Raw genomic sequence first — 14,559 nt, 5'->3', positions numbered from 1 at the left:
CGGCCCTTTTCTTTTGCATAGGAGCACCGCTTCTGGCTTGCGCATTACGCGCGGGTGAGGTTGCCTAACCAAAGCCTGAGAGGAGCGCGCCCTAATGAAAATTGCTGTTCTGGATGACTATGCCCGCGTGGCGAAAGACTATGCGGACTGGGACCGGCTGGACGCCGAGATCGTATTTTTTCACGAGGCGCTGCCCGATCCTGCCGCAGAGTTGCAGGGCTTTGACATCATTTGTTTGATGCGCGAACGCACCCCCTTCCCTGCGGCACTGATCGACGCGCTGCCTGACCTAAAGCTTATTGTCACCACGGGCCCCAGAAACCTGTCCATTGACGTGGCCGCTGCCAAGGCAAAGGGTGTCCCTGTTTGCGGTACCCGCTCGCGGAAAACCACGACATCTGAGCTGACCATGGCGCTGATGCTGTCGCTCAGCCGCCGCATCCTGCCTGAAACCACGCGCCTCAGCTCTGGTGGTTGGCAAGGCGCACCCGGTCGCGATCTGGCGGGGCTTTCGCTCGGGATTGTGGGCCTTGGCAAAATTGGCCAGCAAGTCGCGACAATTGGCACGGCTTTCGGGATGCAGGTCAGTGCTTGGTCCCCGAACCTGACCCCTGAGCGCGCAGCAGCGGCAGGGGTTACCTTTGCTGCGACACTCCCCGAACTGGCGCAGACGTCTGACGTACTAACTGTGCATATGGTTCTGTCCAAGACGACCCAAGGCCTGATCGGCCCCGACGCGTTCGAAGCCTTGCCCGACGGCGCAATATTCTTGAACACTTCGCGCGCAGGGCTCGTCGATCGCGCGTCCCTTTTCGAAGGACTTCGCCAAGGCAAACCTGCGATGGCGGGCATAGACGTCTTTGAAGACGAACCGCTGAGCGCGGACGACCCGTGGCGCAAAGCGAGTGCAGAGTTCGGCCAACGACTGCTGCTAACCCCGCATCTTGGCTACGTCACCGAAGCCACGTGGCGCCTCTTCTACGAAGACACTGTCGACGCGATCGCGCACTTCATGGCAGGCACCCCGATCCGAACGCTTTGATTTCAGCGGTTGCTGCACAAGGGATCAGTCCACTATACTATCACGATGCAGCAAGATGACCTGGATCAGAAAATTGGCGCGCGGATCAAGACCGAGCGCGAAAGCCGCAACTGGTCGCTGACCGATCTGGCGGAGCGGGCCGGTGTCTCTCGGGCGATGATCCACAAAATCGAACGGGGTGACAGCAGCCCAACCGCCAAGCTTCTCAGCAAACTCTCGGGCGCGTTTCAGATGACCATGTCCACCCTGATGGCTCGCGCCGAGGCTGATGGTGGCCAGCTCTTACGGCGGCAGGACCAGTCCGTTTGGACCGACCCCGAGACCGGATATTTACGCCGGCATGTCTCGCCGCAGACCAAGCTGCCACTGGACCTCGTCGAAGTGACCTTGCCTGCTGGCGCTCGCGTGCCGATACCCGCTGCGGCCTATGCTTTTTCAGAGCATCTCATCTGGGTCATTGAGGGCAGCCTTGTGTTCCACGAAGGCGATGTACGTCACGCCCTAGAATTCGGCGATTGCCTGCACCTTGGACCGCCCACTGACTGCATTTTTGAGAATGCGGGTGAAGCGCCCTGCACCTACGCCGTGATCGTTTTGCGCCGCCCACCGCCATTGACGCAAAATCCACAATAGTGAACAATCTTCTCATCTCAGCAGGAGTCGGGCCATGCAGATCAGAGACGCTTTGGAAAGTGACCTCCAAGGGATTACGGACATCTACAATCATGCCGTCGCCCACACGACCGCCATTTGGAACGAGCGCGAAGTCGATCTGGAAAACCGCCGTAGATGGTTCAATGACCGTGCCGCTGCAGGCTATCCTATCCTCGTCGCTATGAATGGCACTGACGTTTTGGGCTACGCGTCCTTCGGGGATTGGCGCGCATTTGACGGGTTTCGCCACACAGTCGAGCATTCGATTTATGTCCGTGCGGACCAGCACGGCCAAGGCATTGGCCGGGCCCTGATGGAAGCTCTAATCACCCGCGCTCGATTGATTGGAAAACACGTGATGGTCGCGGGAATAGAAGCGGGCAACGCAGGCTCGATCCACCTGCACGAAAAGCTTGGGTTCAAGCAAGTCGCCCACATGCCACAGGTCGGCACCAAGTTCGGACGCTGGCTGGATCTGGCGTTCCTGCAACTCACCCTCGACACGCGCGATGATCCAGACGGTATAGGGCAGCGCCAATGAACACCTACATGCTACTATTGATCGCTGCGGGTGCGGGTTTGGTGCTGCAGAATATCCTGATGGCGCGGATTACCGATCTGACCTCGACGATCCTGTTTGCCCTTGTGCTCAATTCAGCGGTGGGTCTGGTTTTGCTCTCTACATTGCTCTTGCGAAAGGTTGGGCTTGGCGGGCTGGCAGAGGTCTTGCACGTCCTAAAACCATGGGCGCTTGTGCCCGGAATTTTGGGGTCATTCTTCGTTTTCGCCAGCATTACAGGGTATGCGCAGCTCGGGGCGGCCGCGACCATCTCGATCCTGGTGGCCAGTCAGCTCATCTTTGGTTTGGGGTGGGACATTCTGAAAGCAGAGCGGTTTGACCTGCACCAGATTGGCAGCGCGGCCTTTGGCGCGCTTCTGTTGCTGAGCGGAGCCTATCTGATCATCACCCGAAGCCCCTAAAGCCGCCTATCCTCTGGGCAGTAGGGCCAGACCTGCCCGCTATGGCGGCGCGCAGCGGCCCTGCCCTTCTTGCAAGTCGGACCGCGCCCTAACACTCTGGCCGAAATTACAGACAGCAGGACACCCTCCGATGAGCTACTCTCACACATTCGGCGCAACCCGCTGGACGTTCGACGACCTCCGCCGTCTGATGGCCTGCGCTACGCCGCACCGCTCTGGCGATGTTCTGGCAGGGATCGCCGCCCAAAGCGCCGAGGAGCGCATCGCGGCGCAGTATTGCTTGGCAGACCTGCCGCTCAAGGCATTTTTGGACGAGGCATTGATCCCCGAGATTCAGGACGACGTCTCCGATCTGATAGTGAAACAACATGATCCAGCGGCCTATGCCCCAATCGCGCACCTGACCGTAGGGGAGTTTCGGGAATGGCTGTTGGGCGCTGACGGGGCTCAGATCAGTTCTATTGCATGGGGGCTGACACCCGAAATGGCGGCAGCCGTGTCCAAGCTAATGCGGAATGCCGATCTGATCTCGGTCGCGCGAAAAATTCAGGTGGTGCGAGCGTTCCGCACCACAGTCGGCCTGCCGGGCACGATCGCGGGCCGGAACCAGCCGAACCACCCGACGGACGATCCTTTGGGGATCGCGATCAGTGCGGTAGACGGGCTGGTCTATGGCTCTGGTGACGCAGTCATCGGAGTGAACCCTGCCACCGACGGCATCACCGAATACATTCGAACCGCGCGCATGCTGGACGAACTGCGGCTTGCCTTTGATATGCCGGTTCAATCCTGTGTGCTGGGACACGTGACAACCGCGATTGAGGCGATGAACCTTGGTGCGCCAGTGGATCTGGTGTTCCAATCCATCGCTGGCAGCGAAGCCGCAAATGCCGGATTTGGGGTCACCCTCGCTCATCTGACCGAAGCGCAAGAGGCCGCGCGCGCCCTGAACCGTGGAACGGTAGGGCAGGACGTCATGTATTTTGAAACAGGCCAAGGGGCGGCGCTGTCTTCGAACGGGCATCACGGTGTGGATCAGCAAACCATGGAAACCCGCGCCTATGCAGTCGCAAGGGCCTATGACTGTCTGCTGGTGAATACTGTGGTCGGGTTTATCGGGCCAGAGTACCTGTACGACGGCAAGCAGATCATTCGAGCAGGGCTCGAAGACCACTTTTGCGGTAAATTGCTAGGTGTACCGATGGGCGTTGACGTCTGCTACACCAACCATGCCGAAGCGGATCAAAACGACATGGATATACTGCTACACGCGCTGGCGAATGCGGGTGTGAACTTTGTGATCACCGTGCCGGGCGCGGACGACATCATGCTGAATTATCAGAGTCTGTCTCATCACGATCTGGCGCAACTACGCGAAACTCTGGGCCTGACCGTGGCGCCAGAGTTCGCGAAATGGCTGGCTGAGAAAGATATTATCGACGCCCAAGGTCGCACGACCGGAGCGCAAACTTGGCTACAGGGCAGCGCTGGTCATTTACTGGAGATGGCGCAATGAGCACTCCCTCTGATCTGCCCCGCCGTATCTTCAGCCCAGACACGCTGGAGCGTCTGAAGCGATTCACGGACGCGCGCATCGGACTCGGCCAAGCTGGGGCGGCACAGCCCACCAAGACCGTTTTGCGGTTCGCCTTGGATCACGCCAAAGCCCGCGATGCGATCTCGTCTGAGTTCGATATCGATGGCCTGACCCAAGCATTCGCCAATGGTCCATGGCCCCTTATCGCGGAGTCGGCGGTCACGTCGCGCGAGGAATATCTCACACGTCCGGACCTTGGCCGTGTCCTATCCGAAGCCTCGCAAGATGCTTTGGAGCAAGCAGGCACGGAATGTGACCTGTGTATTGTTGTGGCCGACGGGCTGTCATCGCTTGCCGTGAACCAAAATGCCGCTCCCTTGATCAAGGCGCTCACAGAGCGGCTACCGAATGACCTAAAGCTCGGCACCGTCTTGCTGAGGAATGGACGTGTCGCAACTGGTGACAAGATCGCCTTGGCCCTCAAGGCCAAGGCTGTGCTCACACTGATCGGCGAACGGCCAGGACTGTCTGCAGCAGACTCTTTGGGCGCCTATCTGACTTGGAAGCCCCGAGTAGACACGCGGGATTCGGAGCGCTACTGCGTGTCCAACATTCGCAAGGGCGGGATGGAAACAGGCGCTGCAGCCGATTTGATCAGGACCTTGTTCGACCAAAGCCGCGTGGCAGGTCGCAGCGGTGTCGCCCTGCCAAGTCCCGATTGATCAAACGGCTTCGCGGGTCACGCGACACAATACAGCGTCGTGATCGGATAGAGCTTGGCCAGTTGCATCAGACGCTATCAAGACACTCTCAGTAGTTTGCAGGCCACGCGTTGCGAACCAATCGAGTTTCATCCGGCGCTCGGGATGGCGCGTGATCAGGCTGGGACGCGTGGTCATGCCTTCTGGCGTACCGGACCACGAGTAGCCGCGCGCCTCTGCCCCCGCAAACAGAGTCTCAGACTGCCAGCTATAGTCGGGCGGGACGTGGTTTCCAGTATTTAGGTCGCCGCCAATGATTACCGGCATATCAGGCGCAAAACGGTCAATCGCATCGAGCAATCGGTCGAACTGTTCCTTTCGATGTTCAGGGCCCGCATTACTTTCCAGATGAGTTGAGACAACGCAGAGCGACCCTGTCTCTGTGTCAACCACCGCCATGAGCGCCATCCGGCCACCAACGCGCGGCTGTCCAGGGTCCGCGCCGAAATCAGGGCAAAACCAATGGCCATGATCATCGAGGCGAAGCATCTCTACACGCTTGAAAGGCGTGCGTGACAGGATCGCGTTACCATGCCAACCCCGCGCATTATGATCATCTTCACAGAACTCAAGTTCCGTGGGGCTGCCAAGCCCAAGCTCAAGGAATTCCACCCCGAAAGCGTAGTGCATCCCCAACGCGTCAGCCATATCGGCGGTGGTGTGGCGCTGCTGGGTGCGTGCCATGCCGCAGTCAACTTCGGACAACAGGGCGATATCGGCCCCGTGCGCAGCCACTTGGGCCGCTGTTTCTTTGGGAAAGAGGCAACGCTCTACATTCCACGCGATGATGCGCGGATCGGCAGGCAAAGGGGTCGAAGGCCCCTGCCCGCCCACCTGAACCGCGTGCATACAGTCCAGATCAGCGAGTAAGGCGCGATGCGCCGTAGCGGTACGCGGGGCGATCCGGATTGCATCAATCTGCGCCTCCGTCGCCGGGGGCAAAACATCAACAACGCGGGTCACAGGCGGCGCCCCGTCGCTGTGTCAAAGAGCGAGACAGCATCGGGTTTGATCGACGCAGTCATCGGGCCGATAGCGGCGGGGTAGTCTTTGGCAACGTGAATGGTGACGGGCTGCTCTGCCGTGTGCCCATGCAGCAAACGATGGGCGCCTAGCTCTTCGATGATGTTGACGTGGATCGCCAAGGGACCGGTGACATCGGGTACAATGTCTTCGGGGCGAATGCCGACGGTGACTTTGCCCTGATGGGCATGACGATGCAGCGGGGTACTGCCCACATGGACCTCGGAGCCATTTGCGTGGCCATCGAACAGGTTCATCGGAGGTGCCCCCATGAAACTGGCGACAAAGGTCGATGCTGGGCTGTGGTACACCTCTGACGGGGTACCAATTTGCTCGATTACGCCGCCGTTCATCACGATGATGCGGTCGGCCATGGTCATCGCCTCGACCTGATCGTGGGTCACATAGACGGCGGTGACACCGAGGCGACGTTGCAGGGCCTTGATTTCGATCCGCATCTGGTTGCGCAGTTTGGCATCTAGGTTCGACAGAGGTTCGTCGAACAGGAACAGTGCAGGGTCGCGGACAATGGCGCGACCCATCGCGACGCGCTGGCGCTGGCCACCCGACAACTGACTGGCCTTGCGGTCCAGATAGTCGTTCAGGTTCAGCATGTTGGCGGCCTCTGCCACCTTGGCGTCAATCTCGGCGCTGGGGATTTTACGGTTCTTCAGCCCGTAGCCGATGTTCTTGCGGACCGTCATGTGCGGGTACAGCGCGTAGTTCTGGAACACCATCGCGATGTCCCGGTCGGCGGGGTCCACGTGGTTCACCACGCTGTCCCCAATCGAAAGCTCGCCTGCGCTGATGTCTTCGAGACCCGCGATCATCCGTAGCATCGTGGACTTGCCGCAGCCAGAGGGGCCGACCAGCACCACGAACTCGCCGTCCGCGATGTCAAAGCTGGCGGGTTTCACCGCTTCGAACCCGTTGGGATAGGTTTTGCGGACAGCGTTCAGTTTGACCTGTGCCATGGGAAAATTCCTTACTTGTCGGATTCCGTGAGGCCCTTGACGAACCAGCTCTGGAAGAAAATGACGATTAGAACGGGGGGCAGGATCGCGATCAGAGCCAAGAGGTTGGACCGGCCATATTCCGGCAGGTTTGTCCCCTCGAGCGCTTGGGTGATCTGCTTGATGCCGCGGACCAGTGTGTACATGCCCTCGTCCGTGGTGATCATGGTGGGCCACAGGTATTGGTTCCAGCCGTAGACGAACATGATGATGAACATCGCTGCGACCATTGTGCGGGAGAGTGGCACCAGAATATCAACGAAGAACTTGATTGGCCCCGCGCCATCAATGCGGGCGGCTTCGACCAATTCTTCGGGGACGGAACGGAAGAACTGCCGAAAGAAGAAAGTCGCCGTGGCCGAGGCGATGAGCGGAATGATCAGCCCTTGGTAGGTGTTCAGCATCCCCAGCTTCTGCACGATCTCGTAGGAGGGCAGAATGCGGACCTCGAGCGGCAGGAGCAGCGTGGTAAAGATCACCCAGAAGGCCAGCGTGGCGAACTTGAGCCGGAAGTAGACGATGGCGTAGGCGGCCATCATGCCGATGACAATCTTGCCGATGGCAAACCCGAAGCCAAGGATCATCGAGTTATACAGCATCCTGAGGCCGGTATTTTCGCCCGAAAAGCCGTCGGCCTTGAACATGGCCTTATCGAAGTTCACGGGCAACTGGTCGCCGAAACCCAGACCCGGACCGTTCTTCATGGTGTGGACGTCCGTGGTCGAGGCCATTTGCAGCAGCATCACCACGGGCAGGATCATGATCAGCGATCCGATGATCAGGATGGAGTGGTCCAATACCGCGGACCAGCGGAAACGACGTGTTGAAACAGACATCTGGGGGTCCTCAGGTATAGTGGATGCGGCGTTCAACCATGCGGAACTGGAAGATGGTCAGAGCCAGAACCAGCACCATCAGGATCACCGATTGCGCGGACGAGCCGCCAAGGTCATTGCCGCGGAAACCGTCCAGATAGACCTTGTACACAAGGGTCATTGGGTTGTTTCCGGGCTCGCCTTTGAACGTGGTGTCAAAGATGCCAAAGGTGTCGAACAGCGCGTAGGTGATGTTGATGATCAACAAAAAGAAGCCAGTCGGCGCAAGGAGCGGGAAGGTCACATCCCAGAACCGGCCAGCGGCAGAGCGGTTGTCGATCAGCGCGGCCTCGCGCACCGAACGCGGAATGGACTGCAAGCCCGACAGGAAGAAGATGAAGTTCACCGGCAGCTGCTTCCATACCGACATGACGACCAGCGTGAAGGCGGTGTCGAAATAGTTCACCCCGAGGCGAAAATCCCAGCCGAACTGCGCGACGAAATCCTTGATCGGGCCCCACGACTGGTCAAACAGCACCAGACCGATCACACCGGCGACGGGGGGCGCAACCGCGTAGACCCACATGAGCAGCGTGCGATAGGTCTTGGCCCCGCGAATGACTTTGTCCGCTTTGACCGCCAGCAAGAGCGCGATGGCCAGGGACAGGAACGTCACCAAAGTCACAAAGATCACCGTAAACCATGCCGCCCGTAGGTACGACGCGGAGTCCAGCAGCATGGTGTAGTTCTTGATCCCCACAAAGGTTTCGCCAAACCCGAAGGGGTCCTGCAGGAAGAACGAGGATCGGACCGCATGGGCGGCAGGCCAGTAGAAGAAAATAACGATGATGGTCAGCTGGGGCAGCAGGAACAGAACCGGCAGCCAACGGTCGGAAAATCCGGCGCGTTTCATGAGCCCTCCGTACGTATGAACAAAAGAGGCGGCCGCATACTCGCGGCCACCTCTGGAGCTGTCAGGTTGATTAATTCTGGGTCATCGCAAAGCGAGAGAGCAGCTCGTTCGCTTCGGTTTCGATGGTTTCGAACGCCGCCTCTACCGAGGTTTCGTCGGTCAGGATGCGGCCGAACTCGCGGTTCATCACGTCGCGGATCTGGGGGTAAAAGCCCATGCGGTAGCCTTTGGTGTTCTCGCCCGACGCCAGCGACAGCTGCTGGATGCCAACTTCGGCAGCGGGGAAGCGGTCGTAGTGGCCGTCTTCTTTTGCCAACTCGTAGGCTGCGGTGGTGATCGGAACATAGCCGGTTTCACGGTGCCACATATACTGAACCTCGGGCGAGGTCAGGAATTCAAAGAACGCAGCGGTTGCGGCATTCTCTTCGTCCGACTTGCCAGCCATCGCGAACAGCGACGCGCCTCCGATAAAGGTCTGGGTCGGCTCGGTGGTGATTTCTTCCCAGTAGGGCAGATAGGTGGCCGAGAATTCGAAGGGCAGATCTTTCTGCATCAGACCGCCGAACGAGCCCGAAGAGCCCATCCAGATAGCCACTTTGCCTTCTTCGAAGGGGGCTTGGTTATCGTCCCACGACGCGCCGTACCAAGCGTATTTACCCTCATCCAGCCACTCTTTGACGTTGGTCCAGTGCATCTTCATCTCGTCGCTGTTGACGAGGATCTGAGTGTCGCTGCCGGTGTAGCCGTTGTCGTTCGTCGCAAACGGCAGATTGTGACGCGACATGAAGTTTTCGACGAAAATCCAAGGCGAGTGCGACTGTGCCAGCGGGATGTAACCTGCTTCGATCAGAGCGGGCGCGGTGGTGGTTTCGAACTCTTCCCAAGTTTTGGGGGCTTCGACGCCAGACGCTGCCAGAGCGTCTACGTTGAAGTACATGATGGGCGAGGACGAGTTGAAGGGCATGCCGATCATCTTGCCGTCCGCATCGGCATAGAAATAGCGCACGCCCGAGATGTAGTCGTTGATGTCGAACGCGACGCCATTCTGGGTCAGCAGGTCCTGAACGGGAATGGTCGCGCCCTTGGCACCAATGACAGTCGCGGCGCCCGCGTCGAACACCTGCATAATATTGGGCTGCTCGCCGGCGCGGAACGCAGCGATACCAGCGGTCAGGGTCTCTTCGTATGAACCCTTGAAGACGGGGGTAATGGTGTACTCGTCCTGGCTGTTGTTAAAGTCGGTCGCGATCTGGTTAACGGTTTCTCCCAGTGCACCGCCCATGGCGTGCCACCAAGTGATTTGGGTTTCCGCGAAAGCCGCGTTCGAGGCCAGCATCAGCGCGAGGCTGGAGACGATGGAAAGACGCTTCATTGAACTCATCCGGTTTTTATGCCCCGCAGGGCGGTCAAAAGGGCTGCGTCCCAATGGGCGCAACGGTTTTGCCCACACGGTGTGCTGGCCTTTTGCGACCTTGCCCCCGATGTGCACACGTGTTCACATAATCGCCACATGTAACGGCTAGATGTCGGAACGACGAAGTTTTTCCAAAAGGCCAAAAATGGACAGTGATGCGAAACGCAGGGTAACCGCTGCCGATGTCGCCAAACGGGCTGGGGTGTCCCGCTCTGCGGTATCGCGCGCCTTTACGGAAGGCGCCTATCTTGCGCCCGCCAAGCGCGCGCTGATAGAGGCCGCGGCCCAAGAGCTTGGATATCGCCCAAATGCCATGGCCGCAGGCTTACAAGGGCGCCGCTCTAATCTGATCGCGATTTTCGTGGGGGAAATGGCCAATGAGTACGACAAAGAGGTCGCGGCCAAGCTGATCAGCGGCCTGAATGAAGCAGGAAAATGGCCGATCGTGATCGGTGGCAGCGGGGACGCAGCGCGCGATGCCGTCAACAATGTCCTTAGGTATCCGCTGGAAGCAATGATCTTGCGGTCCGGCAGCCTGTCCACCGACATCTCCGAAGCCTGCGGCAAACTGGGGATCCCCGTGATCGCCAGCGGGCGCGTTCTGGACGCCGCAGGAGTCGATAATGTCTGTTGCCGTAATCAGGAAGCCATGGCGAAGGGCACAGAGCTTCTGATCCAGCGCGGTCGCACACGGTTCGGATACATCAGCGGGCCTGCAGGTTTTGGTGCTTCGGCTGAACGCAAGTCAGGCGTGATCGAAACTTTGGACATGTCGGGCCTCGCGCTGCACGCCGATGCGACTGGCGCGTTTACCGTCCAAAGCGGCTACGATGCGGTAATGTCTCTGCCAAATTGCGCAGCTCTCGACGCGCTGATCTGCGCGAATGACGCCATGGCTATCGGCGCGTTGGGCGCGCTTCGCGAGCGCGGGCGAACTGTCCCCGAGGATATCTCTGTCATCGGCTTTGACGACATTAGCATGGCAAAATGGCCATCGATCCAACTCACAACCCTGCGCAACCCGATCAACGGCCTGGTTTCATCGATTCTCGACCTGTTAGACCGACGACAGAGCGATCCCGCCAAGGCTTCAGAAATGATCTGGCTCGACGCGGAGGTCATCCTCCGCGCCACACATTGACCAAATCAAACAGGTATCACAGGTCCTCAGGCTCCATCACGGTCATCACCCGCACATCAACGCCGGGCAAAGCGTCGATCAGCGGCTGCGCAGATTGCTCCAAAATCGGGAAGGTGCCGTAATGGCAGGGGATCACAGTCTTGAAGTCAAAGAACCGTTTTGCTGCGTAGGCCGCGCCTTCCATATCCATGGTAAAATGGCCGCCCGCACACAAGATCCCCACGTCCGGTTTGTAGCGGTCAGCGATGATATCCATCTCCATCGTCACATCGGTATCGCCGGAGAAGTAGATGCTGTGCCCCTCTCCCTTGATAACGAAGCCAGCTTCGCCACCCGCGTATAGTGGCGTATCGGTGAAATCGATGGACGAAGAGTGAACCGCCGTCACCATAGAGACTGAGACATCGCCGATCTTCACCGTGCCCCCTTTGCCAAATCCGGTGACCTCGACCTCTTGACCCGCGAGCCAATTCGACAGTTCGTGAATGCAGTAGACCGGCACCCCGAGCTCTTTGGAAATAGCGATGACATTCGAAGCATGATCCCCATGGCCATGAGACAACAAAATGCCCGTCACACCATTGAGCGCGTCAGCCCGACGCTCTTCGGGGAAACTCGGGTTGCCAGCAAGCCACGGATCAATCAGCAGGGACTGCCCCGCGATATCCAATCGAAAACCAGAATGCCCTAACCACGTGATCTTCATATCATCCTCCGAAACAGGTTCATGCCGAGGCTAGCGCACTGCCACAAGCAAGCAAGTCCGATCTGATGGAGAACAACCCAGAGGCGATTGCAGGCTTCGTAATCCCATCAGAAACAGCCGTCCGCGCCCAATAAAAAACCGGCCACCAACTAAGTTGGCGACCGGTCAACGTCATGAAATAAATTGTCCGAAACTGTATAGGACGAGACAGTATGACGACGGACTGACAAACAAGAGACACTAAAAAACGTTGCGTGCCGAAACCTGAATTAACTTTTTGGTAATAACTTGGTATCATTTAGGATAGTAAGGTATTCCATACCATACCTACAAAAATTACACTTAACACACTGTATTTATTTTATTATTTAAAATAATCGCAACTATTTCATCAAAAAAGCTGAAGCACCCGATACATTTTCCGGCGAGAAATTCAGCGGAATCCGTTTACTTTTCGCGGCAAAAGTTGGCGTAAGGGCATTGCGCGTCAACTTCTCCGCAGCCGAGCCAGAACGCAACTGCATCCGAACGAATCAAATTTCGCAAAAGTGATGTTACAGATACACGATAAAGGTGTGCCGAACTCAACAAACGCCGAAACACTGCGCGCCTTAAACGGGAGCACGCTTGCGCTGAGACGGCCGGCATGAGACGGTCCGCGCTATGCTGACCTACGACGTTGCCCTGACTTTCATCGGTATTGCCACGCTTCTGGCTTGGGTACCCGGACCGGACAATCTGTTTGTTCTGACGCAATCGGCGCTTTGCGGGTCGCGGGATGGCATCCTCGTGACAGTGGGGCTTTGCCTCGGGTTAGTGGGCCACACGGTAGCCGTCGCGATGGGCGTCGCGGTAATCTTTCAACAGTCCGAGATGGCCTTTAGTCTGCTAAAGTACGCGGGCGCCGCGTATCTGGTCTATCTCGCCTACCAAGCCCTGCGCGCGAAACCCGAACGGCTGGCGAACATGGGGATCGCCAAACGTTCAGCCAAGGCGATGATTTTGCGCGGTGTGGTTATGAATTTGACCAATCCCAAGGTTGCGATCTTTTTTCTTGCGTTCCTACCGCAATTTACTGCTCAGTCTCGCGGCAGCGTCGCCGGACAAATAATGCTGTTGGGCGGCCTGTTCATCCTTTGCGCGTTTGCATCTTTTGCAACCATTTCTCTCGTGGCTGGCGGTCTCAGCCGCTGGCTTCGGGGATCGCCGTGGGGGCAAACCCTATTGAACCGCGCTGCGGGCGTCGTTTTTCTGAGCCTAGCGGTCAAATTGGCGACATCGCAGCGCTAGCATATCACAGCATCGTTTTCTCGCGCCAAACGTCTCCGGTCGCATGCATCAAGGCCCCGTGGTCGAGCACCTCGATCTTTGTCGGGCTGAACAATGCTATAATCCCCAACTTCGCGAATGCTCTGATCTGGCGCGACACAGTCTCCATCTTGAGCCCCAACAGGGTGCCGATCCGATCGCGTGTCAGACGCAAATCAATCACAGGGCTGTCCGGATGATCGGAATGACGCGACAGCTTTAGGATCAGAGTGGCTACGCGTTCTGGCGCGGTCTTGCGCCCGAGCAAGGTGTACCACTCGCGGGTGGCCTGCAATTCTGACGCAACAAGATCCAGATAATTCAGCTGCAGCTTGGGAAACCGCCGCAACAAGGCGTCAAATTCTGGCGCAGAGCATCCCAAGATCTCTGTCAGGCCCACAGCCTCTGGGTGGATCGCTGCTGTGCGCGGACCCTCAAGGATTAACAAGTCATTCGGCAGTAGTAGCCCGACCGTGCTGACCTGATCCCACTGCTTTGCAATCCGCGCTACAGCGCCGGCTAGAATGATCCCGACCAAAGGCACATCATCTGCAGCGATCAGAGCATCGTCCTTAAAGCGATAGCATGACATCACGCTTGCAATCTCTGCGATGTCAGAAAGAGGAAGACCCGCGAACAGGGGATGATCGAATGGCAAAAGCCCAGCGCACGTCAACGGGAGAGCTGTCGCTTCGGACAGCGGTGTCAGAGCATTCATAGGAATATCCTGAAAATAGAATGAAGGTGCGCCCTACACGGCGCGAAAATATGGAAAATTCTGGTCTCTCTAAGACCCGAACGCAGCAGCGCTGGCGCGGCCTAGGAGTAGCACGTGCTCTAGGCGCGCGGCGGTGCCCTTGTTTGGGGTAGCGCATAGCCCCCCATAAGCGCGGCGCGCTCTAGTCGCGGCAGGTAGACTTGCCGCTCGTACCGCAGGGTCGTTGCAATTGGCGAAGGAATGGGTTCAGCCAAAATAAAAGCTGACACCAAGCGGCAGGCATTACATTTGGCCTTGCCCGACAGCAGATCGTCCCCACACAAAGAGTCTTCTGCTCCGATAGATTGGTAGAAGCTTGCGAGCGCCTGATCATCGGCGGACGCGAAGTGATGGCCAAACGCAGTGCTCACCAGCCCGAAGGCCAGCAGCGCTGTCAGCGCGAAAGCGCGGAATCGTATAAAGCAAAACACCATACGTTGAATTAACACCGCCATTTCAACGAGGTAATCGGATAACATGACGCAGAGCGACAC

At 58.1% G+C, this 14,559-nt stretch carries 16 protein-coding genes; 8 read left to right on the top strand and 8 right to left on the bottom strand.

The features are described from left to right. The first annotated feature begins 94 nt into the window (after positions 1-94). The 6 genes from BM225_RS12550 to eutC all read left to right on the top strand — a co-directional run bounded on the left by BM225_RS12550 (position 95) and on the right by eutC (position 4,936). Entirely contained in the window at positions 95-1,042 is a 948-nt protein-coding gene (locus tag BM225_RS12550; RefSeq protein ID WP_092464716.1) for a D-2-hydroxyacid dehydrogenase family protein, read from the top strand. Positions 1,043-1,087: 45 nt separating this feature from the next. Continuing rightward, positions 1,088-1,675, top strand: a complete 588-nt coding sequence (locus BM225_RS12545) for a helix-turn-helix domain-containing protein (RefSeq protein WP_218157055.1) — start codon at positions 1,088-1,090, stop codon at positions 1,673-1,675. A gap of 34 nt (positions 1,676-1,709) precedes the next feature. Then, entirely contained in the window at positions 1,710-2,237 is a 528-nt protein-coding gene (locus tag BM225_RS12540; RefSeq protein WP_092464714.1) for a GNAT family N-acetyltransferase, read from the top strand. Then, positions 2,234-2,677, top strand: coding sequence for a DMT family transporter (locus BM225_RS12535; protein WP_092464712.1), 444 nt, complete (start codon positions 2,234-2,236; stop codon positions 2,675-2,677). Before BM225_RS12540 ends, BM225_RS12535 begins: the two co-directional genes overlap by 4 nt. Positions 2,678-2,807: 130 nt before the next feature. Beyond that, positions 2,808-4,193 carry an ethanolamine ammonia-lyase subunit EutB gene (locus BM225_RS12530; protein ID WP_092464710.1) on the top strand — a complete coding sequence of 462 codons (1,386 nt, stop codon included), beginning with the start codon at positions 2,808-2,810 and terminating at the stop codon, positions 4,191-4,193. Beyond that, the gene (gene eutC, locus BM225_RS12525) at positions 4,190-4,936 is read left to right on the top strand and encodes an ethanolamine ammonia-lyase subunit EutC (RefSeq protein WP_092464708.1); all 747 of its coding nucleotides are present in this window, start codon (positions 4,190-4,192) and stop codon (positions 4,934-4,936) included. The genes BM225_RS12530 and eutC overlap by 4 nt, the downstream gene beginning before the upstream one ends. Here the strand turns inward: eutC and BM225_RS12520 are convergent, their stop codons facing one another. The 5 genes from BM225_RS12520 to BM225_RS12500 form a co-directional block, all read right to left on the bottom strand. Continuing rightward, the gene (locus tag BM225_RS12520) at positions 4,937-5,938 is read right to left on the bottom strand and encodes an endonuclease/exonuclease/phosphatase family protein (RefSeq protein ID WP_092464706.1); all 1,002 of its coding nucleotides are present in this window, start codon (positions 5,936-5,938) and stop codon (positions 4,937-4,939) included. Continuing rightward, entirely contained in the window at positions 5,935-6,972 is a 1,038-nt protein-coding gene (gene ugpC, locus BM225_RS12515) for a sn-glycerol-3-phosphate ABC transporter ATP-binding protein UgpC (protein ID WP_092464704.1), read from the bottom strand. Before ugpC ends, BM225_RS12520 begins: the two co-directional genes overlap by 4 nt. An 11-nt stretch (positions 6,973-6,983) precedes the next feature. Beyond that, positions 6,984-7,847, bottom strand: coding sequence for an ABC transporter permease subunit (locus tag BM225_RS12510; protein WP_092464702.1), 864 nt, complete (start codon positions 7,845-7,847; stop codon positions 6,984-6,986). Positions 7,848-7,857: 10 nt separating this feature from the next. Further along, positions 7,858-8,739 (bottom strand): ABC transporter permease subunit, encoded by an 882-nt coding sequence (locus tag BM225_RS12505; protein ID WP_092464700.1) that lies wholly within the window; start codon positions 8,737-8,739, stop codon positions 7,858-7,860. A 70-nt stretch (positions 8,740-8,809) separates the two neighbouring features. Continuing rightward, positions 8,810-10,111 (bottom strand): extracellular solute-binding protein, encoded by a 1,302-nt coding sequence (locus BM225_RS12500; RefSeq protein WP_092464698.1) that lies wholly within the window; start codon positions 10,109-10,111, stop codon positions 8,810-8,812. Between the two features lie 187 nt (positions 10,112-10,298). On the opposite strand from BM225_RS12500, the gene BM225_RS12495 reads away from it, so the two are divergent. Beyond that, positions 10,299-11,294 (top strand): LacI family DNA-binding transcriptional regulator, encoded by a 996-nt coding sequence (locus BM225_RS12495; RefSeq protein WP_092464696.1) that lies wholly within the window; start codon positions 10,299-10,301, stop codon positions 11,292-11,294. Between the two features lie 16 nt (positions 11,295-11,310). On the opposite strand, the gene BM225_RS12490 is transcribed toward BM225_RS12495, so the two are convergent. After that, on the bottom strand, positions 11,311-12,000 hold the full coding sequence (locus BM225_RS12490; RefSeq protein WP_092464694.1) for a metal-dependent hydrolase: 690 nt from the start codon (positions 11,998-12,000) through the stop codon (positions 11,311-11,313). A 663-nt stretch (positions 12,001-12,663) separates the two neighbouring features. Here BM225_RS12490 and BM225_RS12485 point away from each other — a divergent pair. After that, positions 12,664-13,290, top strand: a complete 627-nt coding sequence (locus tag BM225_RS12485; protein WP_092464692.1) for a LysE family translocator — start codon at positions 12,664-12,666, stop codon at positions 13,288-13,290. A 4-nt stretch (positions 13,291-13,294) separates the two neighbouring features. On the opposite strand, the gene BM225_RS12480 is transcribed toward BM225_RS12485, so the two are convergent. Beyond that, positions 13,295-14,026, bottom strand: a complete 732-nt coding sequence (locus tag BM225_RS12480; RefSeq protein WP_092464690.1) for a Crp/Fnr family transcriptional regulator — start codon at positions 14,024-14,026, stop codon at positions 13,295-13,297. A 119-nt stretch (positions 14,027-14,145) separates the two neighbouring features. Next, positions 14,146-14,544: a hypothetical protein gene (locus tag BM225_RS12475; RefSeq protein ID WP_092464688.1), complete on the bottom strand. Its 399-nt coding sequence runs from the start codon at positions 14,542-14,544 to the stop codon at positions 14,146-14,148. Positions 14,545-14,559 lie beyond the last annotated feature (15 nt).

Origin of the sequence: Donghicola eburneus, assembly GCF_900115865.1 — a bacterium.
Lineage (GTDB): Bacteria > Pseudomonadota > Alphaproteobacteria > Rhodobacterales > Rhodobacteraceae > Donghicola > Donghicola eburneus.
The sequence above is the reverse complement of the archived record's forward strand: the minus strand, read 5'-3'. Positions and strand labels throughout refer to the sequence as shown.